We start from the raw sequence: 22,428 nt of genomic DNA, 5'->3' as shown, positions 1-22,428 counted from the left end.
CTAAATTTGATCTACCGGCGTCGTGTTTTTAGAAACCTTACTTTTAGGGCATTGATATGTTTCAAAATTTTGCGGCGCAAACGAACCCGGAACAAGGCCCACCCCGACTTGCAGAGCTACGCGCGCAAATGAAAGCACAAGGGCTCGATGCTTTTCTCGTCCCACGTGCCGATGCGCACCAAGGTGAATATGTGGCACCTCGCGATGCACGATTGGCTTGGCTGACAGGGTTTTCGGGGTCCGCAGGATTTTGCGCGGTACTGCCTGACATCGCCGGTGTGTTCGTTGATGGACGATACCGCGTGCAAGTTCGCACTGAAGTGGACAGCGTGTTCACGCCGGTGGACTGGCCTGAAACCCTGCTCGCTGATTGGATAGCGAAACACTTGCCACCTAGCGCAACGATCGGATTTGACCCGTGGCTTCATACCGCGCAGGAAATCAACAATCTAACTAAAGACTTGCAAGACTATGTACTTCGCCCCGTCGACAATTTAATTGATACAATATGGGACGATCAACCAACGGCACCAGCTGCGCCTTTCACCCCCCATGCAATTGAGCACGCAGGTGAAACACACACCATAAAACGCGCGCGCATTGCTAAAAACCTATCCGCGCAGTCTGCTATTATCACACTCCCAGATAGTATCGCTTGGCTTTTGAACATACGGGGGACAGATGTTGAACGAAATCCTGTCCCTCAGGCCTTTGCTATTCTTCATGCCACTGGGCAGGTTGATCTGTTCGCAGGCACCGGCAAGGCGGACGGCGTTTCCGAACACCTTGGCCATGATGTAACCGTGCACGATATCGCACATTTCTTGGAAAATGTCGCACGGCTACCTGGATCTGTACAAATTGATGCTGGATCTTGCCCAAACATCGTTGAAAGCACATTGGAAAACGCAAAGATCGAAACCGTGAAACGGCCAGATCCGTGTTTATTGCCAAAAGCAGTTAAGAACCCGACAGAAATTTCGGGCGCAAAAGCTGCGCATGCCCGCGATGCTGTTGCGATGGTCAAATTCTTGGCATGGTTAGACGACGAAGCACCAAAAGGTCAGCTAACCGAAATCGATGTGGTCAAAGCGCTCGAGGCATTTCGCGTTCAGACAAATGCCCTGCGTGACATCAGCTTTGAAACCATCAGTGGCGCAGGCCCGAATGGCGCGATTGTGCATTACCGGGTCAACGAAAAGACCAACCGCACAGTCCACACAGGCGAGCTTCTTTTAGTTGATAGTGGTGGCCAATACGTGGATGGCACAACAGACATCACGCGCACCATCATCGTCGGCACATCAACAGCTGAACATCGGATTTGCTACACGCGTGTGCTGCAGGGCATGATCGCGATCAGCCGCATTCGGTTCCCCAAAGGCGTCGCAGGGCAGCATTTGGATTCTCTGGCACGTGCAAACCTGTGGTTGGCGGGGCAGGACTATGATCACGGTACAGGCCATGGGGTTGGCAGCTACCTGAGCGTCCACGAAGGACCGCAAGGTATCTCGCGCCGGTCAGACATTGCGCTCGAGCCCGGTATGATCCTGTCAAACGAGCCCGGTTACTACCGCGAGGGGGAATTTGGCATTCGGATTGAAAACCTGATCACCGTGGTCCCTGCCCCAGAATTGTCAGGCGCTGACAAGCGAGACATGTTGTCCTTTGACACCTTGACCTTTGTCCCCCTAGATCGACACCTGATTGATACTGACTTGCTGACAACGGCAGAACGGGACTGGATTGATCGCTACCATGCGGATACAGTCACGCTTCTTGCGCCGCGTCTTGATGATGCGACGCGCGCTTGGCTGTCTAAGGCCTGCGCTCCGCTTTGACATGAAACTGTCATACTGCGCCCATAACACGCTACGGCGGTAACAATTGTTGCGGCCTTCACCAAAAGGAATTCGCTCATGGCTGATCACATCAAAATTCGTCCGGCAACTGGAACTTGGGTTGTACGTGCAGGTGGCGCTGTCCTTGGCGAAAGCCAGAACGCACTTGAACTGACAGAAGGTGACTATCCTGCGGTAATCTATTTCCCGCGCAGCGATATTGCGATGGCCTTTCTTGAACCGTCCGAGACGAAATCGTCGTGCCCATTCAAAGGCGAAGCAAGCTATTTTTCAATCGTTGCAAAAAGCGGCCCGATTGCAGACGCAGTATGGTCCTATACCGACCCCAACGCGGATGTTGCCGAGATTAAAGATCACCTTGCATTTCACACAAATAAGGTCGCCGTCGAACAGGTTTAAGAGTGTTCCTCGGCGGCTGTCTCTGACAACGCCCGGTTCATTGCCTTCAACGCATCCACCTGAAACAGCGCGCCCCATAATTGCGGTGGGCTGTCTTCGCCCCCCAACGTGACCACCGGAATAAACGTGTGACTGGCTTGGTCAAACAAAGGCATGGCCTGTTCCAGCGTTGCATTCCCATCGACATACACACCGTCACGGATCAAATCCCAACAGGCGTCTTCTGGTGCCGCCCGCGGTGTGTCCGCAGGCCGCATCACGCTCGCGACCTTGAAAGTTGCGAGTAGGTAGGCCTGAGGGCCCGCCGCCAAATGCACGTTACGCCGTTCAAGTTGCGTAAGAAAAAACGACCGATCGACCAAACGTGATGACAGTGCCGTCGAAAGTGACACCGCAACCATGACCGCTAATCCGGTCTGCCAATCGCCTGTCAATTCAAACACGATCAAGGTGGTCGAAATCGGAGCCCCCAACACAGCAGCCGCGACCGCGCCCATACCGGCCAGCGCATACAATGTTCCTTCACCTGATACGGTGGGGAAAATCGCTGTTGCAATCAGACCAAATGCCAAACCTGTCAGTGCACCCACCATCAAGGACGGAGAAAACACACCGCCCCCCATACGCCCACCCATAGTGATCGCAACGGCCATCACCTTTAAGATTCCAAACGTAATAGCTTCGTGTAAAACAAGGTTGCCTTGAAGCGCAGCCGAAGTCGTTTCATACCCGACCCCAATGATATGCGGCCACCAGATTGCAATACACCCCAGCAAGCCTCCCGCAATCGCTGGCCGCAAAAACCGCGGCAGACCAGTTTCGCGCTGAACATAGGTGCCGAAATCATCGGCCCAAAAGATAGCCTTCATCAAGATGACGGCCACGAGGCCGCACACGAGGCCAAGGATAAGAAATGCTGGCAGCTCGACGTAAAACGCCAACGCATTCTGCACCGGTAGAACAAATTCAGTGACATCCCCAAAGGCCAGTCGGTTAATGACTGTGCCAGCGACTGACGCGATAACAATCGGCGCAAATGCATGAACTGCAAAGTGGCGCAACACGACCTCGAGAGCGAATAACGCACCAGCAATCGGCGCGTTAAAACTTGCTGAAACAGCAGCAGCAACGGCACACCCAAGCAAATCCCGACCTGTTATCCCGTTCGCATTTAACCATCGGCAGACAATGGTCGAAAGTACAGCGGCAAGGTGAACGACCGGCCCTTCACGGCCCGTTGACCCACCAGATGAAAGGGTCAACAACGACGCGATAGCCGAAGCAAGGCCCCGCCGTACTTCTACGCGGCCTTCAGACAATGCCGCCCCTTCGATAACGTCACCAACAGACCGGACGCGCCCGTCATCGGTAAACCTATCGAGAATGATACCGACGGCCAGTCCACCTGCAACCGGGATTGCAACAATCTGGTACCACTTTAAGCCCGCGATAAAACTATGAAGCCGGGTGATATCGTCCGTACCGTAAAGCGTCGACTGAATATATTCGATCCCAAGCCTAAAAAACAGCGCGGCCAACCCTGCGCCGATGCCAATAATGAGTGCAATGAACCAGAACTGTATCTGTGTTGGGCCACGTGTTTTGACCACACGCGCAGCATCATAGCAGGCCGATTTCGCATCACTGACACCTTGCCGCAGTAAAATTTTAATCGGCTCGCCCATGCCGGTCAGCGCCCTACATCAATACTATGCGCAACACGCGCTTAAAATTTGTGTATGCGATCCACTGCAGCTGTCCAAGGGGCGAACATAAGACGACGTGATCACGTGTGATTTGCACAACGCGGAAATGATTCGCTAAAGTTGAACGAATCGCCAACACTTCGCCCATAGATTCGCGAGCGTTTTCCCGTCATTCGTGCGGACACACGACGGTTTACGTAACGTCCCTTCTGGGAACAGTAACCCTGTCAAAAATACGTTAACTTTCGGAAATCCCCCCAAAGTTGCACCACCACACAAGTCTCATATTTCATAAACCGCTAACCATTTCAGCAAACAGCATAAAAACCTCATATTTAGCAGAATTTTACAAAAATTCGCTATAGAAGTCCGCTTTGGCGCCGATAAACTGCTGAAAACAAAGACGCATAAACTCAACATATGATTGCAGCACCGGGCAAATCCACATAGGTCAGCAATTATGACATACTTTGGGACAGGTTGATCAACGACTTCGCGCTCTGGTAGTTTGATGAAGGGGGTATTTTGCTCTCGTGTTGTGGCGAGTATTCTTGAAGTCGACGCGGTGTTTAGCCAAGTGATTTCAACGTTAAAGAAAGGGTCGTTTGCGGACCTTTCTCAGGACAGATTGTACAAGGCGTGTCGAGGAGGTGAGTGGCCGAGATACGCGCGTTATGAGTGGGTCGGGTACTACAGTTCTAGGGGTGGTGTATACGTGTTGTCGCGCTGCGATGGTATACCCCGCCCCTAATTCGTCCTAAGATGAAATAAGAGCCTTGGCAGCTTCTCTTGCAGCGTCGGTCACACGGTCTCCAGAAATCATCCGCGCAATTTCGTCAATCCGAGCCGCGTCATCCAACGGTACAACAGTCGATGTTGTCGCATCTTCGTTCTGCTGCTTTTCAACACGCCAATGATATCCGCCCAATGCTGCGACTTGCGGTGAATGGGTCACAACCAAAACCTGCCCACCAGCGGCAAGATCGGCCAGACGCCTACCAACGGCATCAGCTGTTGCACCGCCGACACCTCGATCAATTTCGTCAAAAATCATCGTCAAGCCCGCGTCGGACTCTGTCAGGCATACCTTTAGCGCCAATAAAAATCGGCTAAGTTCGCCGCCAGATGCGATTTTGTTCAGTGGCCCGGCTGGCGCGCCCGGGTTTGTTGCCACGGTAAACGCAACAGCGTCAGCACCTTCAGGGCCCGCGTCTGATTGCGTGATATTCGTCACAAAGACCGCGCGCTCCATCTTTAGCGGTGCAAGCTCTGCAGCCATTGCTTTATCCAATGACTTCGCAGCTTTTGTCCGCTTTTCTGTTAGCTGGATCGCTGCCGCATCAAAGATCGCCTGCGCCGTTTGCAAATTACCTGTCAACGTTTTGAGATCCCGCGCACCGTCGTCTAGAACAGCCAAGCGCCCACGTAACCCATCCGCAAAGTCGCGTAGATCATCGGCCAGAACGCCATGTTTTCGTGCCAATCCGCGGATCGCAAATAGGCGCTCTTCGATATCTTCTAGCTCTGATGTATTAAACGACAGCGTATCAAGGCAGCTTGCAATACCACTTTGCGCCTCATCCAAGGCAAGCATCACCCGTTCAATCGCGCCTAACGGATCATCAAGCTGCCCCTCGGCTTTATCAGCAACACCAACAAGCCAGCGTGACGCATCACTGACCAGCCCCTCGGCACCATTCATGCCTAACGCTTCGCCCGCTTTGCCAATATCAGTGCGAATCTTTTCGGCCGCTTGCATCAGCCTGCGCTGCGTATCCAGCGTCGCCTCTTCCCCAGCTTCTGGTGATAAGGCGTCCAACTCAGCGACTGAATGGCGTAAATACTCTTCTTCGGCTTGGGCTTCGGCAATCCGCGCCTCAGCAGCAGTTAGCGCCTTACGCGCATCAGCCAACTGACGCCACGCGGCACGTACCTTATCAAGGTTGCCCTGTAACCCGGCATAGGTGTCCAGCATCTGCCGGTGCCCGCGCGGGTTCAACAAACCGCGGTCGTCATGCTGACCATGCAGCTCGACCAGCGTTTCAGACAGATTGCGCAGCACTTCGCCACTCACGCGACGATCGTTGATCCATGCCGTCTTGCGACCATCACGCGTATTCACACGACGTAAAATCAGTTCATCCTCGATCGCAATGCCAGCATCTTCAAGCACGGCAAAGCCGGGGTGCCCTGCTGGCAGATCAAACCAGGCTGTCACCTCGCCCTGATCTGCACCTTGACGAACCAATTCCGCACGCCCACGCCAACCAAGCACAAAGCCCAATGAATCTAGTAAAATTGACTTACCAGCACCGGTTTCACCCGTAAGAACATTGAGACCCGGCTGAAAAGCGAGCTCAAGCCGATCAATGATCAGCATGTCGCGAATATCTAGACCGCGTAGCATCCTAGCCCCCGATCCATGTTATGATTACAGCCATTCACCGCGCAGCACCTGCCGATAGATTGATGCCAGCCAATTATCGCCGGACACCTCAGCCGGAAGCCCCTGCCCGTTCAGCAACGCGTAACTCGATTCATACCATTCAGTCGAACGATAGTTGTGTCCCAAAATCGCACCAGCGCTTTGCGCTTCGTCAACCAATCCAATCGACAGATAAGATTCGACAAGGCGGTGCAAGGCTTCGGGGGTGTGAACCGTAGTTTGAAAATCTTCGACAACGGTACGGAATCGGTTTGCAGCCGCAGCGTAATGTCCCCGCTTAAGGTAGTAGCGGCCAATTTCCATTTCTTTCGCGGCAAGATGGTCAAACGCCAGATCGAATTTAAGAATAGAACTACGTGCGTAATCACTGTCAGGGTAACGTTCAATCACGGCCCGCAAGGCCTGCAATGCTTGAAACGTTAAGCCTTGATCACGGCCTACATCATCGATCTGATCATAATAAGACAGGGCCAACAGATAGGCGGCATAGGGTGCATCATCTTCCGCCGGATAGAAATCTAAAAATCGCTGCGCAGATGCGCGGCTGTTTTCATAGTCACCATCACGATGATATGAATACGCCTGCATGATCAGCGCACGTTGAGCAAATTCAGAATACGGATAAAGTCGCTCGATCTCTCCAAATGTAAAAGCAGCATCATCCGGGTTTCCGCGTTCAACCTGCGCTTCACCGCGTTCGAAAATCTGCTGCGCAGTCATGCTATCCAACGGTTCTTCTGCCAAGCCGCCACCGCAGCCCGCAAGAACCACAAGCGCCAAAACAGCGCCACACCCCTTTGTGCGGCGTCGGAACTTATCCAAACTGGCTGACATGACTGCGACCTCATTACTGACTGCGCACGCTTTACGCGCACCATTTGTTACGGATGGGTCTAGCATAGAAAAATGAGGGGCAAAATGCCTTTTGAACACGCTGTGATCAACTGTTCGCGGTAGACTTATGCAACGGCGTTAAGATCGGCAACACTGACGCCCACACCGGGCAACCGCGCCGCGATTTTTGCATCACAATTCACCCAACGCCAAGCCGAGGAATCATCAAACAAGGCGCGTAGCAAACGGTTTGTCATCGCATGACCAGACCGTGTACCCGTGTAGCGGCCCAAAATTGGTGCGCCTGCGGTATATAAATCACCCAATGCATCAAGCATCTTGTGGCGCACAGCCTCATCAGCATGGCGCAAACCACCGGGCGTCAACACTGTCGCGCCATCAACGACAACAGCGTTTTCCATCGTACCACCAAGCGCCAGACCATTTGCACGCATCGCGTCGACATCAGCAGAACGGCAGAATGTACGGCTATCACAAAGCTCGCGTACGAACGTACCATTGGCCATGTTCAGCGTCTTGCGTTGCTTACCAATTGCGGCATCCGCAAAATCGATCGCAAAATCAATTTGTAGCGAAGTGGCTGGTGAAAGCTGCGCAAAGGCTTCGCCTTCAGACACGGATACGTCTTTCAAAATTTCGATTGCACGCAAAGGTGCGGACAAGCGCGTCAATCCAGCATTTACAATTCCACGCACAAATGTCGCAGCACTGCCGTCTAGAATTGGCACTTCGGGACCGTCGATATCGACCAAAACGTTATGCACGCCACACCCCGACAAGGCCGCCATCAAATGTTCAATTGTGGACACTGTCACACCGTCAGCGTTGGTCAAACGCGTATTCAAAGGTGAAACAATAACGCTATCCCACTTCGCAGCCAATTGCGGTGTTCCAGTCAAATCGACACGACGAAACACAACCCCGGTATTCGCGGCGGCCGGATGCAATACAATCGTGACCGGCGCTCCAGAGTGAAGACCGATACCGTCAAAAGTGACCCGAGATTTAAGCGTAGTTTGCACGGCGTAACGCGCCTTTCAGGGTTAATTGTTGACGTTATAGTTAAAACGCCATGGCCTTCGGCTCAACTCACTCTTTACAACGGTATGAAACATGCCTGGCCGCTTTCATGACCGCAATGCGGCAAATATCACAACCCACTGTAAGTTAAAGAAAAAAGGCCGCCCTTGGGCGACCTTTTGTGTCATACTTACCTGACGTCACAATTCTGTGACGTGGATATTAGTTCGCCTGACGGCGTAAGAACGCAGGAATTTCGATGCGATCTTGATCTTCATTTGCTTCAGGCTCTTGGTGTAATGGTGTCACCTGAGGCTGAGCGCGCGCAGGTTGCTGAGCTGCAGCATCTGCCTGCGCACCCGTCATGCGGTTGATCAACGAGTTGATCCCAAAACGCGGCTTTTCAGCATCTTCGGCAACAGGCGCAGCGGCTTGTGGCTGCTGTTCGTTTTGTTTCGGCGCGCGGCTAACCGCCGCTTGCAAACGCGCCAAAGCTTCGGGAGAAGGCGTACCCGGCGCGCGCGGCGCAACAAAACTATCAGCTTCGCTTAGTGTTGGTTCAGGACGCGGCGTATATGCGGGCGGCGGCAAATCGTGTGACGCTGCAGGCTGTTGCTGCACAGGTTGTTGTGTTTGGACAGGCTGTGCGGCGACGGGTTGCGGCGCCGGTTGTTGCACTGGCGCGGGCTGCGGAGCAGCCGCAGTCGGCATGTCCAGATCTTGGAACAATGTGCGTTCTTCTTGCTGCGGTGCAGCCGCCGCGACCTGAGCAGGCGCTTCTTGAACTGGCGCAGGTGCAGGTGTCTCAATCGCAACCGGCTGCGCCAAAGGTGCCGCCATGCTACGACGTGGTAGCGGCGTGTCTGCGTTGCTCATTGCAGCGTCGATACCTGTAGCAACCACGGAAACGCGCATCTTGCCTTCCATGCTGGTGTCCAGCGTAGAACCAACGATAATGTTTGCTTCTGGGTCGACCTTTTCGCGGATTTTGTTTGCAGCTTCGTCCAGTTCGAACAATGTCAGATCGTGCGAACCAGTGATGTTGATAAGAACACCCTTCGCGCCTTCGAGGCTGATTTCGTCCAGCAATGGGTTCGCGATGGCCTTTTCAGCAGCTTGAATCGCACGGTTTTCACCTTCAGCCTCGCCGGTACCCATCATCGCCTTGCCCATTTCGTCCATGACGGCGCGAACATCAGCAAAGTCGAGGTTGATAAGGCCCGGACGAACCATAAGGTCAGTCACACCTTTCACACCTTGGTACAGAACGTCATCTGCAAGGGCGAAAGCTTCGGTAAATGTTGTGTTTTCATTCGCCAAACGGAACAGGTTCTGGTTTGGAATGATGATCAGCGTATCAACAACCTTTTGCAGGGCTTCGATGCCTGCATCAGCTTGTTTCATGCGTTTGCCGCCTTCGAACTGGAAAGGTTTGGTGACAACACCAACAGTCAGGACGCCCAGTTCACGGGCTGCTTGTGCGATGATCGGGGCTGCACCAGTACCAGTGCCGCCGCCCATACCCGCTGTGATAAAGCACATGTGTGCCCCAGCAAGGTGATCAACGATTTGTTCAATGCTTTCTTCAGCAGCTGCAGCGCCGACAGTTGCGCGTGCACCAGCCCCCAGACCTTCGGTCACTTTTAGACCCATCTGGATTTTCTGCTCTGAGCGCGATTGCTGTAGGGCTTGCGCATCTGTGTTTGCAACGACGAACTCGACGCCTTCAAGCGCCTGCTCAATCATGTTGTTCACAGCGTTACCGCCAGCGCCACCCACACCAAATACAGTGATGCGTGGCTTCAGTTCGTCATGCCCCGGGAGGGAGAGATTCAATGTCATTGCTCGATCCGCCTGTTTTTATGAGCCCGTCCCACCGGGCGCCTGACTGCTTATTAGGCTCATCTTAACCGGGTGATGCCGAAAGGTCACGGGAAAAACACAAAATAGACACCAAATCTGGACAAATTTTATCGGATGCCCGCTCGATTTCGGCCAATCGGCTAAATGTCGCGCATCACCAGTTGTCTTTGAACCATTTCACAGCACGTTTAAACGATCTCGCCGGGTAGCGATCCGCCGGAATTTCGAAATCCCACCATTCATCTTGCGGGTTCGCCGCAAACAACGACAGACCAACCGCGCTTGAAAATGCGGGACCAATCGCAGCTTGAGGAAGGCCCTGCACACGCAATGGGCGACCAAGACGCACTTGCTGGCCCAGAATTTTACTTGCCAAACCATCAAGCCCAGGAATTTGGCTGCCGCCGCCGGTCAACACGATCTGTTGGCTTGGCAGGTGTTCAAAACCAGCCGCATCCAGACGCGCACGGACCTCTTCCAAAATCTCTTCGACACGCGGACGCATGATGCCAATCAATTCGGCACGGCTAACCGTGCGGCGATCATGTTCCCAATCGCCAGTATCACCGCCGGTTTCTATCATTTCACGATCATCCATGCCGGTCGCAACAACGCCGCCGTAGAACGTCTTGATCCGCTCAGCCGTCGCCGTCGGAATTTGCAGTCCCATCGAGATATCAGATGTCACGTGGTCCCCGCCCATCCGAACAGAGTCCGCATAGATCATGTGTTTCTTCATAAACACCGAAATACCAGTCGATCCACCGCCCAGATCAATACACGCCGCGCCAAGTTCCTGTTCGTCTTCAACAAGCGACGACATCCCCGACACGTAGGCAGACGATGCCAGCCCAGCCAGTTCAAGATCACAGCGCTTAATACAGTAGAACAAGTTTTGCAGCGCCGTTGAATCAACCGTCAGCATATGCATGTCAGTCGTCAGCTTGTGACCTATTTGACCACGTGGATCTGCAAGACCAGACCGGTGATCTAGCGCAAAATTCACCGGCTGTGCATGCAACACTTCACGGTTCGCGCCGTAATCGGGTACATCGCAGTTCGCCATGACTTGGCTAATATCTTGTTCAGTGACCATACCACCCGACACGTCCAGCGCGCCATCTAGGCCATAAGAACGCGGGCGCGCACCTGAAAGCGACGCGATCACGTGGTCAACGCGGACCTTCGCCATCTTTTGCGCAGCCTGAACAACCGTACGGATTGCACGTTCAGTTTCTTGCATTGCTTCGATTTCGCCAAAGCGGACACCACGCGAACGGGTCGTCGCAGCACCGATGACGCGAAATTGCGACTGGCCAGCCATCGAACCGACACCATCAACATTGCGGAACTGCTCTGGGCCATCAAACCGCAAAACAAGGCAGGCGATCTTGGATGTACCTACATCAAGAATAGCCACAACACCGCGCTGCATCGCTGCTTTGCGCATTTGACGCATTGCACGCTGGTTGTCGTATACATCGCCCATCAGTTGTTCGCCCCGTTTGTAGAAACTGTTTCATTTACGCGGCGCAACGCGGCGACCGCTTCTTCGTTCATTCGCAAAGTCGGACGTTTCGCATTGCGCATATCGACAACGGCCACATCACGTTCCAACATGTCCTGCGCCGCATTCAGCGCGATAACGCGATCCAGCGCGGCAACCGCACCGTCACCCGGCAACAAAATGCGTTGATCACGATCCAGCACGATATCCCAGCGGCGCTCGCCCATACGAACAAGGCCACGCACACGGGTGCTTAACGGCCCAGCCCCAGCATAAAGCGCCAGTGCCTCTTCGATGTGCTGTTCTGCGCCGTCGCCAGCAATCAAAGGCAGGTCGAGCCGCTCGGACCGGGACGTCACGACGCCTGACACAACCCCTGTTTCATCGATCAACCGTAACGTCGCACCATCACGCCAAAGCGCCGAAGGCACGCGCGGCGTCAACCGCACCTCAAGCGTGCCAGCCGCGCCGACACGCACGCTTGCGCTTTTCACCGGGTCAAGCGCTTCGATTGTGCGGCGCGTGTGTTCAAGATCCAGATCAAAAGAAGAAACAGGATAGTCAGTCGGCAAGAGCGCAATCACAGCTGTCATCGTTGACTGATCAGCACCTGTGATAGTCATAGCTTTAACCATGAATTGCGGGCGCTCTTGAAAACGTTGCTTGGTACTTTCGATCTGCGCAACCAAAGCGGCACGGTTTTCCGCTTTGGAAAAATGCGATCCAGCGATCGCCGCAATCAAAAGAATAGGAACGCCAATACGTGTCGCCGCCCGAAAACCCGGCGTCAAAAGCAACCGCTGATAGCGATAGCCCAAACGCGAAGGTGCCGGATCATGCGGACCAGTTGTAGCAGGACGCCGGATCAGACTTCGCATAGCGCAGCCTCCAGCACCCAAACACCGGATGACGTTTCCGCCGGCGCATTCGCCTGACCAACATCGGTCACAATCACTTCACATGTTTTGCCCCGTAAAGCTGCTCTAGAATCCATAACAAACGATGATGCGCCTGCCCGCGCTGCCATCGGCCGATCCAAAACTTTAACAACTTCCGGGTTTGCCCTGCTCGACATACCCAACCGCCTCTTTCGCGGATCTTTGTGACCCGTCAATTTTATGTGACCCTTTTGCGGATCAAGCCATTATTTGGCCTATTATTCTGCGCCGCTGTCGATCAAGCGTTCGCCAACCCGCATAATTTCCCATTCTAGCGTAATACCTTGCGAATCGTAAACCTTTTTCCGCACGCGTTCGCCCAAATCTTCAAGATCGGCGGCAGTGGCGCCGCCCGCGTTGGTTAAAAAGTTCGAATGTTTTTCATTCATCACAGCCCCGCCAAGGGTCGCGCCACGCATGCCAGCATTATCAATCACCTTCCACGCCTTTAAGTCATGCACATCATCGGCACGTCCCGTAGACGAAAAACCAGCAGGATTACGAAACGTTGACCCTGCTGTGCGGTCTTTGGTGGGTTGGGTTTCATCCCGTTTTGCCAACTGTTTAGTCATGCGCTGGACCAGTGCGGCAGGATCACCCTGTGGCGCCTCAAAACACGCGCTGACAACAATCGCCCCCTTAGGAAGCCTACTTTGACGATAGGCGAATTGCAGCTCATCCGCCGCAAGTTCGACCAGTTCTCCGGCACGTGTAACCACCGTGACCGACACAAGAACATCTGCAACATAATCCCCATAACACCCTGCGTTCATGCAAACAGCGCCGCCAATCGTGCCCGGAATAGTCCGCAAAAACGTCAGATCACGCCCAGCATCCGCAGATTTGCGCGCCACATGCGCGTCCAAAGCAGCGGCCCCCGCAACGACATGTTCGCCAGACGTATCAATCGCGTTAAACCCGCGCCCTAGCCGGATCACCACGCCGCCGATACCGCCATCGCGCACGATAAGGTTACTCCCTACTCCCATCGGGAAAACGGGCAGATCGGCAGGCAGTGCTGCTAAAAACTCGCGCAGATCATCCACATCGGCAGGTTGAAACAACATGTCGGCCGGCCCGCCAACGCGCATCCACGTCAATTCCGCCATCGAACGTTTTTTCGTTAATGTGCCGCGCACGTCAGGGAAATCGACCATCCCGTTCCTTTCATAGCCAGTTAGACCGACAATCGCCAAATTTCGACACCGACATCTCTAGTCAAACTTATGACGCACCCATTTGTACGAATAATAGATAGGCCAGCGCAAAACAGAGCCCTGAGCAATTGCAAAAACCGTACCAACCATTGCGCCATTTTGAACCACGATCCAAATCAGCAAGGGAATACCAAGTGCGATCAGAACATATGCTCTGCGCCAGTGGTTGTCACTGGATGGGATCGATTGCAACACAAACGCTAGAACGATCCACAAACACCCGAACCAAAGCGAAGCCGTCATTACTTAGCCAGCCTTTCAGGCAACCGGTTCGCCCACGCACTAATGGTCCCTGCCCCAAGGCAAACAACCATGTCGCCCGGCTTGCTTTGTTCACGGACCAGACGTTCAAGGTCGTCTTCTGATACGACATTGCGAGCATCACGATGCCCATGCCGCACAAGACCAGCCACTAGATCATCACGGCCTGCGCCGGGAATTGGGTCCTCTCCTGCCGCAAACACATCAGAAATACCGACGACGTCAGCGTCGTTAAAACACGCGCAGAATTCGTCAAAGTGATGCGACAAACGGCTAAAGCGATGCGGTTGGTGAACCGCAATTACCCGCCCTTGCGTTGCTTGGCGCGCCGCCTTGAGCACGGCGGAAATCTCAACCGGATGGTGGCCATAGTCGTCAATGATGGTGACACCGTTCACTTCGCCAACGCGGGTAAAGCGGCGGTTGACACCTTTGAACCCTTTCAACGCAGCGCGAATTTCATCTTTCTTCATGCCCAAATGGCGGGCAACAGCCACAGCGGACAGCGCGTTTGACACGTTGTGATCACCCGGCATTGGCAGTTCACAACCGTCAATGGTCGTGCCTTCGTCCTGCAAGGCAACGTCAAAATGCGCGACACCCGCCTTATAGGTCAGGTTAATCGCACGCACATCAGCTTGGGCGTTAAACCCAAAGGTTGTGACACGACGATCAGAAATCTTACCAACAAGCGCCTGCACGTCAGGATCGTCCGTGCAGCAAACAGCCAACCCGTAGAACGGGATATTCGACACAAAATCATAGAACCCCTTGTGCAGGGCTTCTTCGGTACCCCAGTGCTCCATGTGTTCTGGGTCTATGTTTGTTACAATCGCGATGGTCGCGGGCAAACGGTTGAATGTGCCATCACTTTCATCAGCTTCGACCACCATCCATTCGCCCTGCCCCATGCGGGCGTTCGAACCATAGGCGTGGATGATCCCACCGTTGATAACAGTCGGATCAATACCGCCTTCATCCAGCAATGCTGCAACCATTGTCGTCGTCGTCGTTTTACCGTGTGTCCCAGCAACAGCGATATTCGATTTCAACCGCATCAATTCGGCCAACATCTCGGCACGGCGCACAACTGGCAAACCTTTGGCGCGGGCGGCGTCCAGTTCAGGGTTACCCGGCTTGATGGCGGAGGAGATCACGATGACCTCAGCGCCCTCAAGGTTCTCGGCACGCTGGCCTTCAAAAACTGTAGCGCCAAGCGACTTGAGCCTGTCAGTGATTTTCGATGCCTTCAGGTCTGACCCTTGCACGGTGTACCCGTGGTTAATCAACACCTCGGCAATGCCTGACATCCCAATGCCACCAATCCCGACAAAGTGAATCGGGCCAACGTCCAAAGGCAATTTTGTTGCAGCAGCGTTCATCGCTTGATTTCCATCTTATTTTTGGGCCGATGTGGCCAGTTCTTCGACAAGTTCAACAAGGCGCTCGGTTGCATCTGGCACGCTGCAACGCACGGCAGCTTGGGACATTTTCATCATACCAGTTTCATCGGTCAGCAGTTTTTCAAGCATCGCAGTCAGCTGCGCGACCTCGAATTCTGTTTCCGTCATGATAACTGCCGCATCGTTTTCGACCAACTGACGCGCATTCGCGGTCTGTTCATCACGGATGGCGCTTGCAAGTGGCACCCAGATCGCTGGGCGTCCAATGGTGCTGACATCCGCGACGGTGGACGCACCAGATCGCGAGATCACCAGCTGTGCTTCGGCCATACGTTCGGGCACATCGGCAAAAAATGTCTGAACATCTGCATTGATCAGCTCTGCGTCGTAATAATTTGTCACGCGTTCAAGATCTTCGTCACGCGCCTGATGGCTAACGCGCACGTTGCGGCGAATGTGTTCTGGCAAAGCAGAAATCGCTGGCGGTGCAATATCTGACATAATGCGCGCACCCTGGCTGCCCCCCAACACGACAACCGACATCGGATAGTCACCCGGCGGAATATATGGCGCGGCCGCACGTTCAAGAACCGCAGACCGCACTGGATTACCTGTGTGGACACCCTCAACCGCGTTTGGCAAAGCCGTCGGCCAAGTCCCACAAGCGACCTTGTCAACACGTTTAGCAAACAATTGGTTCACGCGCCCCAGCACACCGTTTTGTTCATGAATCATGCGCGGAATACGCAAGGCCCATGCTGCAGTCATCGCAGGGATGGCCGGATAACCACCGAAACCAACAACAACGGCAGGACGATCAAACAGCATCTTCCACTTGGCGGCAGCGATACCGCCGACGATCCGAAATGGAACCGCTAGCTTTTGCAGGATACCACCACGCGCAAAAGTAGCACTACCCACAACGCTTATTTCGACCGCATCGGGAAAACCATTGGTGTAGCGCGCGCCACGCGCATCTGTCGAAAGACGGACGCGCCAGCCTTTGGCTAACATTGCCTCGGCCAAAGCCTGCGCCGGGAACATATGTCCACCTGTTCCGCCAGCAGCAATAATCAAAAGTGGTGCGGTCATCTATTGGCCCTACGTAGCAAAATATCTTCCATCTTGCCCTGCGGGCGCGAGCGGGTAAATGCAAGTAGCATTCCAACAGTAATCCCCCCCGCAATCAGCGATGATCCGCCATATGACACGAACGGCAGTGTCATTCCCTTAGCTGGTAGCAGACGCACGGCAACACCCATGTTGATCATCGCCTGCACACCAAACACGCAAGCAAGCCCTGTCCCGGCAAGGCGAATGAACGGATCACGTTCTTTCATCAAACGCAGCAATGACCGCACAACGATCACGCTATAAAGTGCGATAATAACTAAGACGCAGATCAGCCCGTATTCTTCGGCAGCAACCGCGATAATGAAATCGGTATGCGCATCTGGCAAAGACCATTTCACTTGGCCCTCGCCCACACCAACACCAAAAAATCCGCCCTCGCGGATGGCATTAGTCGCATAGCCAAGCTGTGTTGTCGGGTCCAAATCAGGCGACAAAAACCCATCAATACGGCGCGCGAAGTGTTCAGAGTTGCTATAGGCAACGGTCCCACCCAAGACGACAAGACCGGCAAGCACCAAGAGCAACATCATCGGGGCGCCAGCAACAAAATACATCACACCCCATGAAAACAGGATCAGACAAGCCTGACCAAAATCAGGCTGCATCGCAAGGATCAGCACGATCGTCACGGTCAAAATAAATGAATACGCTTTGCCCGGCGGGCCACCCAACTGCTGCGACGCTGACAGCATCCATGCGGCCATCACGATAAATCCAGGTTTCAAGAACTCTGACGGCTGAACAGATGCAAAGCCCAGCGAATACCAGCGGGTCGCGCCTTTACCAAAGTCCGTGCCAAACACAGGCAACATAACAAGCGCGGCAAATGCCGCTATGAACCCCAAAACTGCCAATCGGCGCACAAGGGTTGGAGACATCATCGAGACAGAAAACATGACGATCACGGCCATGCCGCCAAAAATGGCCTGCCGAGTCACATAGTGAAACGGTTCAAGCCCATTTTTCGCCGCCAATGGCGGAGAAGATGCCAAGCCTAACAATAGGCCGATCCCAAACAGGATCAGAATGCTCGACAAAGTCCACTTGTCGATTGTCCGCCACCACCGGGGAAGAACCGGGTCACCGGATCGCACCGGGACCGCACCATAGACCATCTCTGTCATGGATCACCACCTTACTGCCTCAACCGCCCGTTTTCCGGGTCTGATGGTAGCATAGCCAGCATTTACGTGCGATTCTACAGAAATTTACCCTAGCGAAAGGCGTGACAGTCATAAGATCAAATTTAGCTAAATTTGATCGCGCTTGCATGCACCGCCGTTCCACGGCACATCAGCCCAATGAACATAGATACTTTGATCATCGGCGCCGGTGCTGCTGGCATGATGTGCGCGGCCCATGCCGGGCCAAATACGCTTGTTGTGGATCACGCCAAAGCAGCGGGCGAGAAAATTCGGATCTCGGGCGGAGGACGCTGCAACTTCACCAACATGCACGCCAGCCCCGCGAACTTCATCAGCCAGAACCCGCACTTCTGCAAATCTGCGCTCAAACGCTATACGCAATGGGACTTTATCGCGCTGGTCGATCAGTACCGGATCGCATGGCATGAAAAAACACTCGGGCAACTATTCTGCGACGACACCGCCAAAGATATCGTCGCAATGCTGCGTGCCGAGATGGACAAGTCAGGCGCACAGCTTTGGCTGCAAACGTCGGTCGACAACATTCGTCATGATGGCACACATTTTCATGCACAGCTAACACGTGACGGGCGCATCACGCAGATTGCTGCGAAAAACCTTGTTGTGGCCTCTGGCGGCAAATCCATCCCAAAGATGGGCGCGACGGGTCTTGCCTATCAAATCGCCGGGCAGTTTGATGTGCCTGTTATCGAAACACGGCCCGGGCTGGTGCCCTTCACCTTTGGCGAAGACCGGTTCAAGCCGCTCGCCGGGGTCGCCCTGCCCGCACGCGTTAGCGCCAATAACACCAGCTTTGACGAAGCCATCCTTTTCACCCACCGCGGCCTGTCGGGCCCCGCCGTGCTGCAAGCCTCGTCCTATTGGCATGAAGGCGAGCAGATCACCGTTAACGTTGATCCCGCAGCGGGCCTTTTCAACACATTGAAATCCGCGCGCCAAACCCAAGGCCGCAAAGCCCTAACCACGGTAATGTCACAATATCTGCCTGCACGACTGGTCGACTTTCTGACGGCCGACCTACAGTTATCCGGTAACATCGCCGACCAAAGCGACGCACGACTACAAGAAATCGCAGACCAACTATCGCACTGGGACCTGACGCCATCCGGCACAGAAGGCTACCGCACCGCCGAAGTCACACTCGGTGGGATCGACACGGACGCGCTGTCGTCAAAAACGATGGGCGCAAAATCCGTCCCCGGCCTGTATTTCATCGGCGAAGCAGTCGACGTCACGGGCTGGCTAGGCGGGTATAATTTCCAATGGGCATGGTCATCAGGCTGGGCGGCCGGTCAAGCAATCAAGTCAACCGCGAATGGATAAATCGGTATAGAGAAAAGAAGACGGAGTTTAGAAATGGTATATCATATTTCCGGAGGCGCGCCTGACCCTAAACTGGTGGGCATCCTGACCGAGGTTCTTATTCCAGTTGATGGTGACTTTGATAAAGTCGAATTGATCGACCCAAGCCAAGATGGCCGATGGGGTGTTAGTTTTGGCATGGGGTGGAGCGGCCGGCCTATCGACACGACGCATATGCCTACGCGCTTGCGCCGCAAAGGTAACGAAGAGTTTCCATTTTATGAGGTGTTTGAGGCATGGGGCAAGGGATTACTTGTCACAGAGAAGTTCAAACAAATCGTAGAACGCTTCGAACCTGATGTGCATCAATTTCTTCCTGTTGACATAGAGCAGGGGGGCAAAGTGATCGCAAAGCGATATTTTTTCTACATTTGTAATCGCCTTGACACGTTGGCGAAGGATGCCTGTATTCCGGCTGTCGGTGAAGATGAACACTATATGCCAAATTACGATGGCAATGACAAAATGGTATTTTCCACAAAGAAAATAGGCAGCTGCCATGCGTGGCACGACAAATACACGATCGGGCGCTTTATGTCAGATGAATTAGTTGCTGCGTTGGCCGAACAGAATTTTCTGGGTATGGGGTACCAGAAATTCGACCAAGTCTAGCTCTGCACCTGTATGATAGGAAAAGCCATTTATCCTACAATCGCGCGCATCGTTAACCCAGCGACGAACCGACCAGATGCCCGACGCAAAGCCGACGTCGGGCCGACGCATCGCCGACTGCCAAAACATGAATAAACACGAGCATTAACACATGCTTCGTGATCAATGGCCGACCAGAGAGCCACGCACTCCACGAAACATCACCGAACGTTGCGTGAGGTCGCATTTCAGGTGAACCTTAGGATGTCGCCTCTTGCACGCAGGCGATGAAATCCTCGCCCCGTTTCTCAAAGCTATCATACTGATCAAACGATGCAGCGGCTGGGGCCAGCAACACGACATCACCCGGCTGTGCTTCGGCAGCGGCACGGGCAACTGCGGCCTCCATAGTACCACATACCTCGGCCTCAGCTCCGCTTAACTGGCGTGCAAATTCTTCAGCTTCCCGACCAATCACATAGGCTTTGCCCACGTTTTGCAGATGCGGCAGCAGCGTATCCAAACCACCTTCTTTTTGCAGCCCACCACATATCCAACGGATCTTTGTGAACGCCTGCAATGCCTTAGCGGCGCTATCGACGTTGGTCGCCTTGCTGTCGTTCACATAGCGCACGCCGTTATGCTCAGTAACCAGTTGCGACCGGTGCGGCAAACCGGGGTAGCTGTGCATCGCGGCCTCAATCCCCTTGGGACCAAGCCCTAGGCTACGGCAAACCGCATAGGCGGCGCAGGCGTTTTGGTGGTTATGCGCGCCCGGCAGTCCCGGAACATTACGCAGATCTATCGACGCAACCTGCCGCCCCTTGCGCATTTCAGACAAGAACCCCTTGCGCGCGGACACCGCCCAACCGTCGGTCAACTTGCGACCCGTTGATATCTGGATCACGCGATCATCCCCTGCCCCTTCGATCAACTGATTGGCAAGGTAGCGACCTTCGGCCTCATCAACGCCAATAATAGCCCGATCAGGACCACCCTCTGCGAACAGGCGACGCTTGGCCGCAAAATACCCGCCAAGCCCTGCATGGCGGTCCAAGTGGTCGGGCGACAGATTGGTAAAGACAGCAATGTCAGGGGTCAGCGCACGCGCCAGATCAGTTTGGTAGGAGGACAGCTCAAGAACGATAACCTCACCATCATGTGCCGGTTCAATATCCAAGACCCCACGCCCAATATTCCCAGCCAACTGCGCCGGGCGACCGTTTTCGATCAGGATATGATGGATAAGCGCAGAGGTCGTAGATTTCCCATTTGATCCGGTAACCGCAACGACGCGTGGCGCCACATCAAAACTGTTCCAAGCATCTGTCGCGAAAGATTGGAAAAACAGCCCTATATCGTTGTCCACGGGCACCGTGGCATCCCAAGCCGCGGCAATCACAGGATTCGGGTGCGGGTAAAGATGTGGGATTCCGGGGCTGACGATCAGTTTGGAAACGCCATCAAATGCACCTTGCTTGCTCAGGTCACGGACCGTCAAACCATCCGCTTCTGCCGCCTCGCGCGCGGGCACACTGTCGTCCCAAACAACAACATCAGCACCACCTTCAATAAGTGCGGCAGCCGTGGCACGACCCGAACGGCCAAGTCCCAAAACGGCGACTGTCTGACCTACATAGCCCTGAACTGGAATCATCTTTGCCTCACTGCGTATTTGCGCAGACATTGCCCCGATCAGCACCACAGGCGCAAGAGACCGTCTCGGAAGAGCACCATCAACACTTCAAAGTTTAGAAAAGGCCAAGACATACCCAAATGGTGCGGTCGGGGGGACTCGAACCCCCACGAGTGTTACCTCACAGCGACCTCAACGCTGCGCGTCTACCAATTCCGCCACGACCGCAAGTCATTAGCTGCCGCGCTTCTAGTGCAGCGGTCCCGGCTTGCCAAGAGGCAAAACGCACTCAATGCACAACCAGCGCATCTTGGCGCGAACAGGGGTGACATTTCACCCGCACACGGCCATATCAAAACCAACAGGAGACACGACACCATGGTTGAATGGATCATATCAGACGGGCTAACCGACTACGCCGAGGCCCTGCGCTTTATGGAAGCCCGTGTTGATGCGATTTCGCGTGGTGAGGCCGAAGACTGCATTTGGCTACTTGAGCACCCCCCGCTTTACACGGCAGGTACATCTGCCAAATCAGCTGACCTTATCGATCCAGACCGTTTCCCAGTGTTCGAAGCCCGCCGCGGTGGCGAGTATACCTATCACGGCCCAGGTCAGCGCGTTGCATATGTTATGCTTGATGTCGCAAAGCGTGGACGTGACGTGCGACAGTTCGTCAAAGACCTCGAGACTTGGGTGATTGCGACGCTAGATACATTCAACGTCAAAGGCGAAATTCGTGAAGGCCGGGTGGGTGTCTGGGTGCAGCGCCCAGAAAAGCCCCTGCACGCAGACGGAAACCCCGCCGAAGACAAAATTGCGGCCCTTGGTATTCGCTTGCGCAAATGGGTGTCGTTTCACGGGATGTCAATCAATGTCGATCCAGACCTAAGCCACTTTGAAGGGATCGTACCCTGCGGGATCACGGATCATGGCGTGACCAGCCTTGTCGATCTTGGACTGCCGGTCACGATGAATGATCTAGATGTCGCATTACGTCAGACATTTGATCGGACAATGTAGGGTGGGTTTTAACCCACCGCCCCGCAAAACGCAGGGCGG

The 22,428-nt window shown here is 54.2% G+C and carries 19 protein-coding genes and 1 tRNA gene; 5 read left to right on the top strand and 15 right to left on the bottom strand.

Annotation, left to right across the window (positions count from 1 at the left end):
* The first annotated feature begins 56 nt into the window (after window positions 1–56).
* Both CYQ09_RS02385 and CYQ09_RS02380 read left to right on the top strand, forming a co-directional pair.
* Complete coding sequence (locus CYQ09_RS02385; RefSeq protein ID WP_106743859.1) at window positions 57–1,841, top strand: aminopeptidase P family protein; 1,785 nt, start codon at window positions 57–59, stop codon at window positions 1,839–1,841.
* A gap of 78 nt (window positions 1,842–1,919) precedes the next feature.
* Window positions 1,920–2,261, top strand: coding sequence for a DUF427 domain-containing protein (locus tag CYQ09_RS02380; protein WP_106743858.1), 342 nt, complete (start codon window positions 1,920–1,922; stop codon window positions 2,259–2,261).
* Here the strand turns inward: CYQ09_RS02380 and CYQ09_RS02375 are convergent.
* The 13 genes from CYQ09_RS02375 to ftsW all read right to left on the bottom strand — a co-directional run bounded on the left by CYQ09_RS02375 (window position 2,258) and on the right by ftsW (window position 17,735).
* A complete protein-coding gene (locus tag CYQ09_RS02375) occupies window positions 2,258–3,946 on the bottom strand; it encodes a chloride channel protein (protein ID WP_106743857.1) in 1,689 nt (562 codons plus the stop codon). The two genes, CYQ09_RS02380 and CYQ09_RS02375, sit on opposite strands and share 4 nt — an antisense overlap.
* A 778-nt stretch (window positions 3,947–4,724) precedes the next feature.
* Window positions 4,725–6,374, bottom strand: a complete 1,650-nt coding sequence (recN, locus tag CYQ09_RS02370; protein ID WP_106743856.1) for a DNA repair protein RecN — start codon at window positions 6,372–6,374, stop codon at window positions 4,725–4,727.
* Window positions 6,375–6,398: 24 nt separating this feature from the next.
* The gene (locus CYQ09_RS02365; RefSeq protein ID WP_106744536.1) at window positions 6,399–7,247 is read right to left on the bottom strand and encodes an outer membrane protein assembly factor BamD; all 849 of its coding nucleotides are present in this window, start codon (window positions 7,245–7,247) and stop codon (window positions 6,399–6,401) included.
* Window positions 7,248–7,372: 125 nt separating this feature from the next.
* Window positions 7,373–8,290, bottom strand: coding sequence for a UDP-3-O-acyl-N-acetylglucosamine deacetylase (lpxC, locus tag CYQ09_RS02360; protein WP_106743855.1), 918 nt, complete (start codon window positions 8,288–8,290; stop codon window positions 7,373–7,375).
* A 220-nt stretch (window positions 8,291–8,510) separates the two neighbouring features.
* Window positions 8,511–10,130 carry a cell division protein FtsZ gene (gene ftsZ / locus CYQ09_RS02355; RefSeq protein WP_106743854.1) on the bottom strand — a complete coding sequence of 540 codons (1,620 nt, stop codon included), beginning with the start codon at window positions 10,128–10,130 and terminating at the stop codon, window positions 8,511–8,513.
* Between the two features lie 175 nt (window positions 10,131–10,305).
* Window positions 10,306–11,640: a cell division protein FtsA gene (ftsA, locus tag CYQ09_RS02350; protein ID WP_106743853.1), complete on the bottom strand. Its 1,335-nt coding sequence runs from the start codon at window positions 11,638–11,640 to the stop codon at window positions 10,306–10,308.
* Window positions 11,640–12,536, bottom strand: coding sequence for a cell division protein FtsQ/DivIB (locus CYQ09_RS02345; protein ID WP_106743852.1), 897 nt, complete (start codon window positions 12,534–12,536; stop codon window positions 11,640–11,642). The genes ftsA and CYQ09_RS02345 overlap by 1 nt, the downstream gene beginning before the upstream one ends.
* Window positions 12,524–12,733: a hypothetical protein gene (locus tag CYQ09_RS18230; protein ID WP_162617546.1), complete on the bottom strand. Its 210-nt coding sequence runs from the start codon at window positions 12,731–12,733 to the stop codon at window positions 12,524–12,526. Before CYQ09_RS18230 ends, CYQ09_RS02345 begins: the two co-directional genes overlap by 13 nt.
* An 81-nt stretch (window positions 12,734–12,814) precedes the next feature.
* Window positions 12,815–13,753: a UDP-N-acetylmuramate dehydrogenase gene (murB, locus tag CYQ09_RS02340; RefSeq protein ID WP_106743851.1), complete on the bottom strand. Its 939-nt coding sequence runs from the start codon at window positions 13,751–13,753 to the stop codon at window positions 12,815–12,817.
* Window positions 13,754–13,810: 57 nt separating this feature from the next.
* Window positions 13,811–14,056, bottom strand: coding sequence for a DUF2484 family protein (locus CYQ09_RS02335; protein WP_106743850.1), 246 nt, complete (start codon window positions 14,054–14,056; stop codon window positions 13,811–13,813).
* Window positions 14,056–15,456, bottom strand: a complete 1,401-nt coding sequence (murC, locus tag CYQ09_RS02330; RefSeq protein WP_106743849.1) for a UDP-N-acetylmuramate--L-alanine ligase — start codon at window positions 15,454–15,456, stop codon at window positions 14,056–14,058. The genes CYQ09_RS02335 and murC overlap by 1 nt, the downstream gene beginning before the upstream one ends.
* A gap of 15 nt (window positions 15,457–15,471) precedes the next feature.
* Window positions 15,472–16,569 (bottom strand): UDP-N-acetylglucosamine--N-acetylmuramyl-(pentapeptide) pyrophosphoryl-undecaprenol N-acetylglucosamine transferase, encoded by a 1,098-nt coding sequence (locus tag CYQ09_RS02325; protein ID WP_106743848.1) that lies wholly within the window; start codon window positions 16,567–16,569, stop codon window positions 15,472–15,474.
* Window positions 16,566–17,735, bottom strand: coding sequence for a putative lipid II flippase FtsW (ftsW, locus tag CYQ09_RS02320; RefSeq protein WP_106743847.1), 1,170 nt, complete (start codon window positions 17,733–17,735; stop codon window positions 16,566–16,568). Before ftsW ends, CYQ09_RS02325 begins: the two co-directional genes overlap by 4 nt.
* A gap of 177 nt (window positions 17,736–17,912) precedes the next feature.
* On the opposite strand from ftsW, the gene CYQ09_RS02315 reads away from it, so the two are divergent.
* Both CYQ09_RS02315 and CYQ09_RS02310 read left to right on the top strand, forming a co-directional pair.
* Window positions 17,913–19,100 (top strand): NAD(P)/FAD-dependent oxidoreductase, encoded by a 1,188-nt coding sequence (locus tag CYQ09_RS02315; protein WP_106744535.1) that lies wholly within the window; start codon window positions 17,913–17,915, stop codon window positions 19,098–19,100.
* A 33-nt stretch (window positions 19,101–19,133) separates the two neighbouring features.
* Complete coding sequence (locus tag CYQ09_RS02310; protein ID WP_106743846.1) at window positions 19,134–19,751, top strand: imm11 family protein; 618 nt, start codon at window positions 19,134–19,136, stop codon at window positions 19,749–19,751.
* A gap of 238 nt (window positions 19,752–19,989) precedes the next feature.
* Here the strand turns inward: CYQ09_RS02310 and murD are convergent, their stop codons facing one another.
* Both murD and CYQ09_RS02300 read right to left on the bottom strand, forming a co-directional pair.
* Window positions 19,990–21,387 carry a UDP-N-acetylmuramoyl-L-alanine--D-glutamate ligase gene (murD, locus tag CYQ09_RS02305; protein ID WP_106744534.1) on the bottom strand — a complete coding sequence of 466 codons (1,398 nt, stop codon included), beginning with the start codon at window positions 21,385–21,387 and terminating at the stop codon, window positions 19,990–19,992.
* Between the two features lie 120 nt (window positions 21,388–21,507).
* A tRNA-Leu gene (locus CYQ09_RS02300) sits at window positions 21,508–21,594 on the bottom strand.
* A gap of 123 nt (window positions 21,595–21,717) precedes the next feature.
* Here CYQ09_RS02300 and lipB point away from each other — a divergent pair.
* Complete coding sequence (gene lipB, locus CYQ09_RS02295) at window positions 21,718–22,389, top strand: lipoyl(octanoyl) transferase LipB (protein ID WP_275425358.1); 672 nt, start codon at window positions 21,718–21,720, stop codon at window positions 22,387–22,389.
* The last annotated feature ends 39 nt before the right edge of the window (window positions 22,390–22,428 follow it).

The sequence above is a fragment of the Yoonia maritima genome (assembly GCF_002933395.1).
Lineage (GTDB): Bacteria > Pseudomonadota > Alphaproteobacteria > Rhodobacterales > Rhodobacteraceae > Yoonia > Yoonia maritima_A.
This window is presented reverse-complemented; position numbering and strand designations above follow the sequence as displayed.

What these genes read in the sequence shown, in the direction of transcription:
- murC (WP_106743849.1), bottom strand. Translation starts at nt 15,456, where the DNA reads ATGAACGCTGCTGCAACAAAATTGCCTTTGGACGTTGGCCCGATTCAC.
- CYQ09_RS18230 (WP_162617546.1), bottom strand. Translation starts at nt 12,733, where the DNA reads ATGTCGAGCAGGGCAAACCCGGAAGTTGTTAAAGTTTTGGATCGGCCG.
- ftsA (WP_106743853.1), bottom strand. Translation starts at nt 11,640, where the DNA reads ATGGGCGATGTATACGACAACCAGCGTGCAATGCGTCAAATGCGCAAA.
- ftsZ (WP_106743854.1), bottom strand. Translation starts at nt 10,130, where the DNA reads ATGACATTGAATCTCTCCCTCCCGGGGCATGACGAACTGAAGCCACGC.
- CYQ09_RS02385 (WP_106743859.1), top strand. Translation starts at nt 57, where the DNA reads ATGTTTCAAAATTTTGCGGCGCAAACGAACCCGGAACAAGGCCCACCC.
- CYQ09_RS02325 (WP_106743848.1), bottom strand. Translation starts at nt 16,569, where the DNA reads ATGACCGCACCACTTTTGATTATTGCTGCTGGCGGAACAGGTGGACAT.
- recN (WP_106743856.1), bottom strand. Translation starts at nt 6,374, where the DNA reads ATGCTACGCGGTCTAGATATTCGCGACATGCTGATCATTGATCGGCTT.
- murD (WP_106744534.1), bottom strand. Translation starts at nt 21,387, where the DNA reads ATGATTCCAGTTCAGGGCTATGTAGGTCAGACAGTCGCCGTTTTGGGA.
- CYQ09_RS02335 (WP_106743850.1), bottom strand. Translation starts at nt 14,056, where the DNA reads ATGACGGCTTCGCTTTGGTTCGGGTGTTTGTGGATCGTTCTAGCGTTT.
- CYQ09_RS02365 (WP_106744536.1), bottom strand. Translation starts at nt 7,247, where the DNA reads ATGTCAGCCAGTTTGGATAAGTTCCGACGCCGCACAAAGGGGTGTGGC.
- ftsW (WP_106743847.1), bottom strand. Translation starts at nt 17,735, where the DNA reads ATGACAGAGATGGTCTATGGTGCGGTCCCGGTGCGATCCGGTGACCCG.
- CYQ09_RS02315 (WP_106744535.1), top strand. Translation starts at nt 17,913, where the DNA reads ATGAACATAGATACTTTGATCATCGGCGCCGGTGCTGCTGGCATGATG.
- CYQ09_RS02375 (WP_106743857.1), bottom strand. Translation starts at nt 3,946, where the DNA reads ATGGGCGAGCCGATTAAAATTTTACTGCGGCAAGGTGTCAGTGATGCG.
- CYQ09_RS02380 (WP_106743858.1), top strand. Translation starts at nt 1,920, where the DNA reads ATGGCTGATCACATCAAAATTCGTCCGGCAACTGGAACTTGGGTTGTA.
- murB (WP_106743851.1), bottom strand. Translation starts at nt 13,753, where the DNA reads ATGGTCGATTTCCCTGACGTGCGCGGCACATTAACGAAAAAACGTTCG.
- CYQ09_RS02345 (WP_106743852.1), bottom strand. Translation starts at nt 12,536, where the DNA reads ATGCGAAGTCTGATCCGGCGTCCTGCTACAACTGGTCCGCATGATCCG.
- CYQ09_RS02310 (WP_106743846.1), top strand. Translation starts at nt 19,134, where the DNA reads ATGGTATATCATATTTCCGGAGGCGCGCCTGACCCTAAACTGGTGGGC.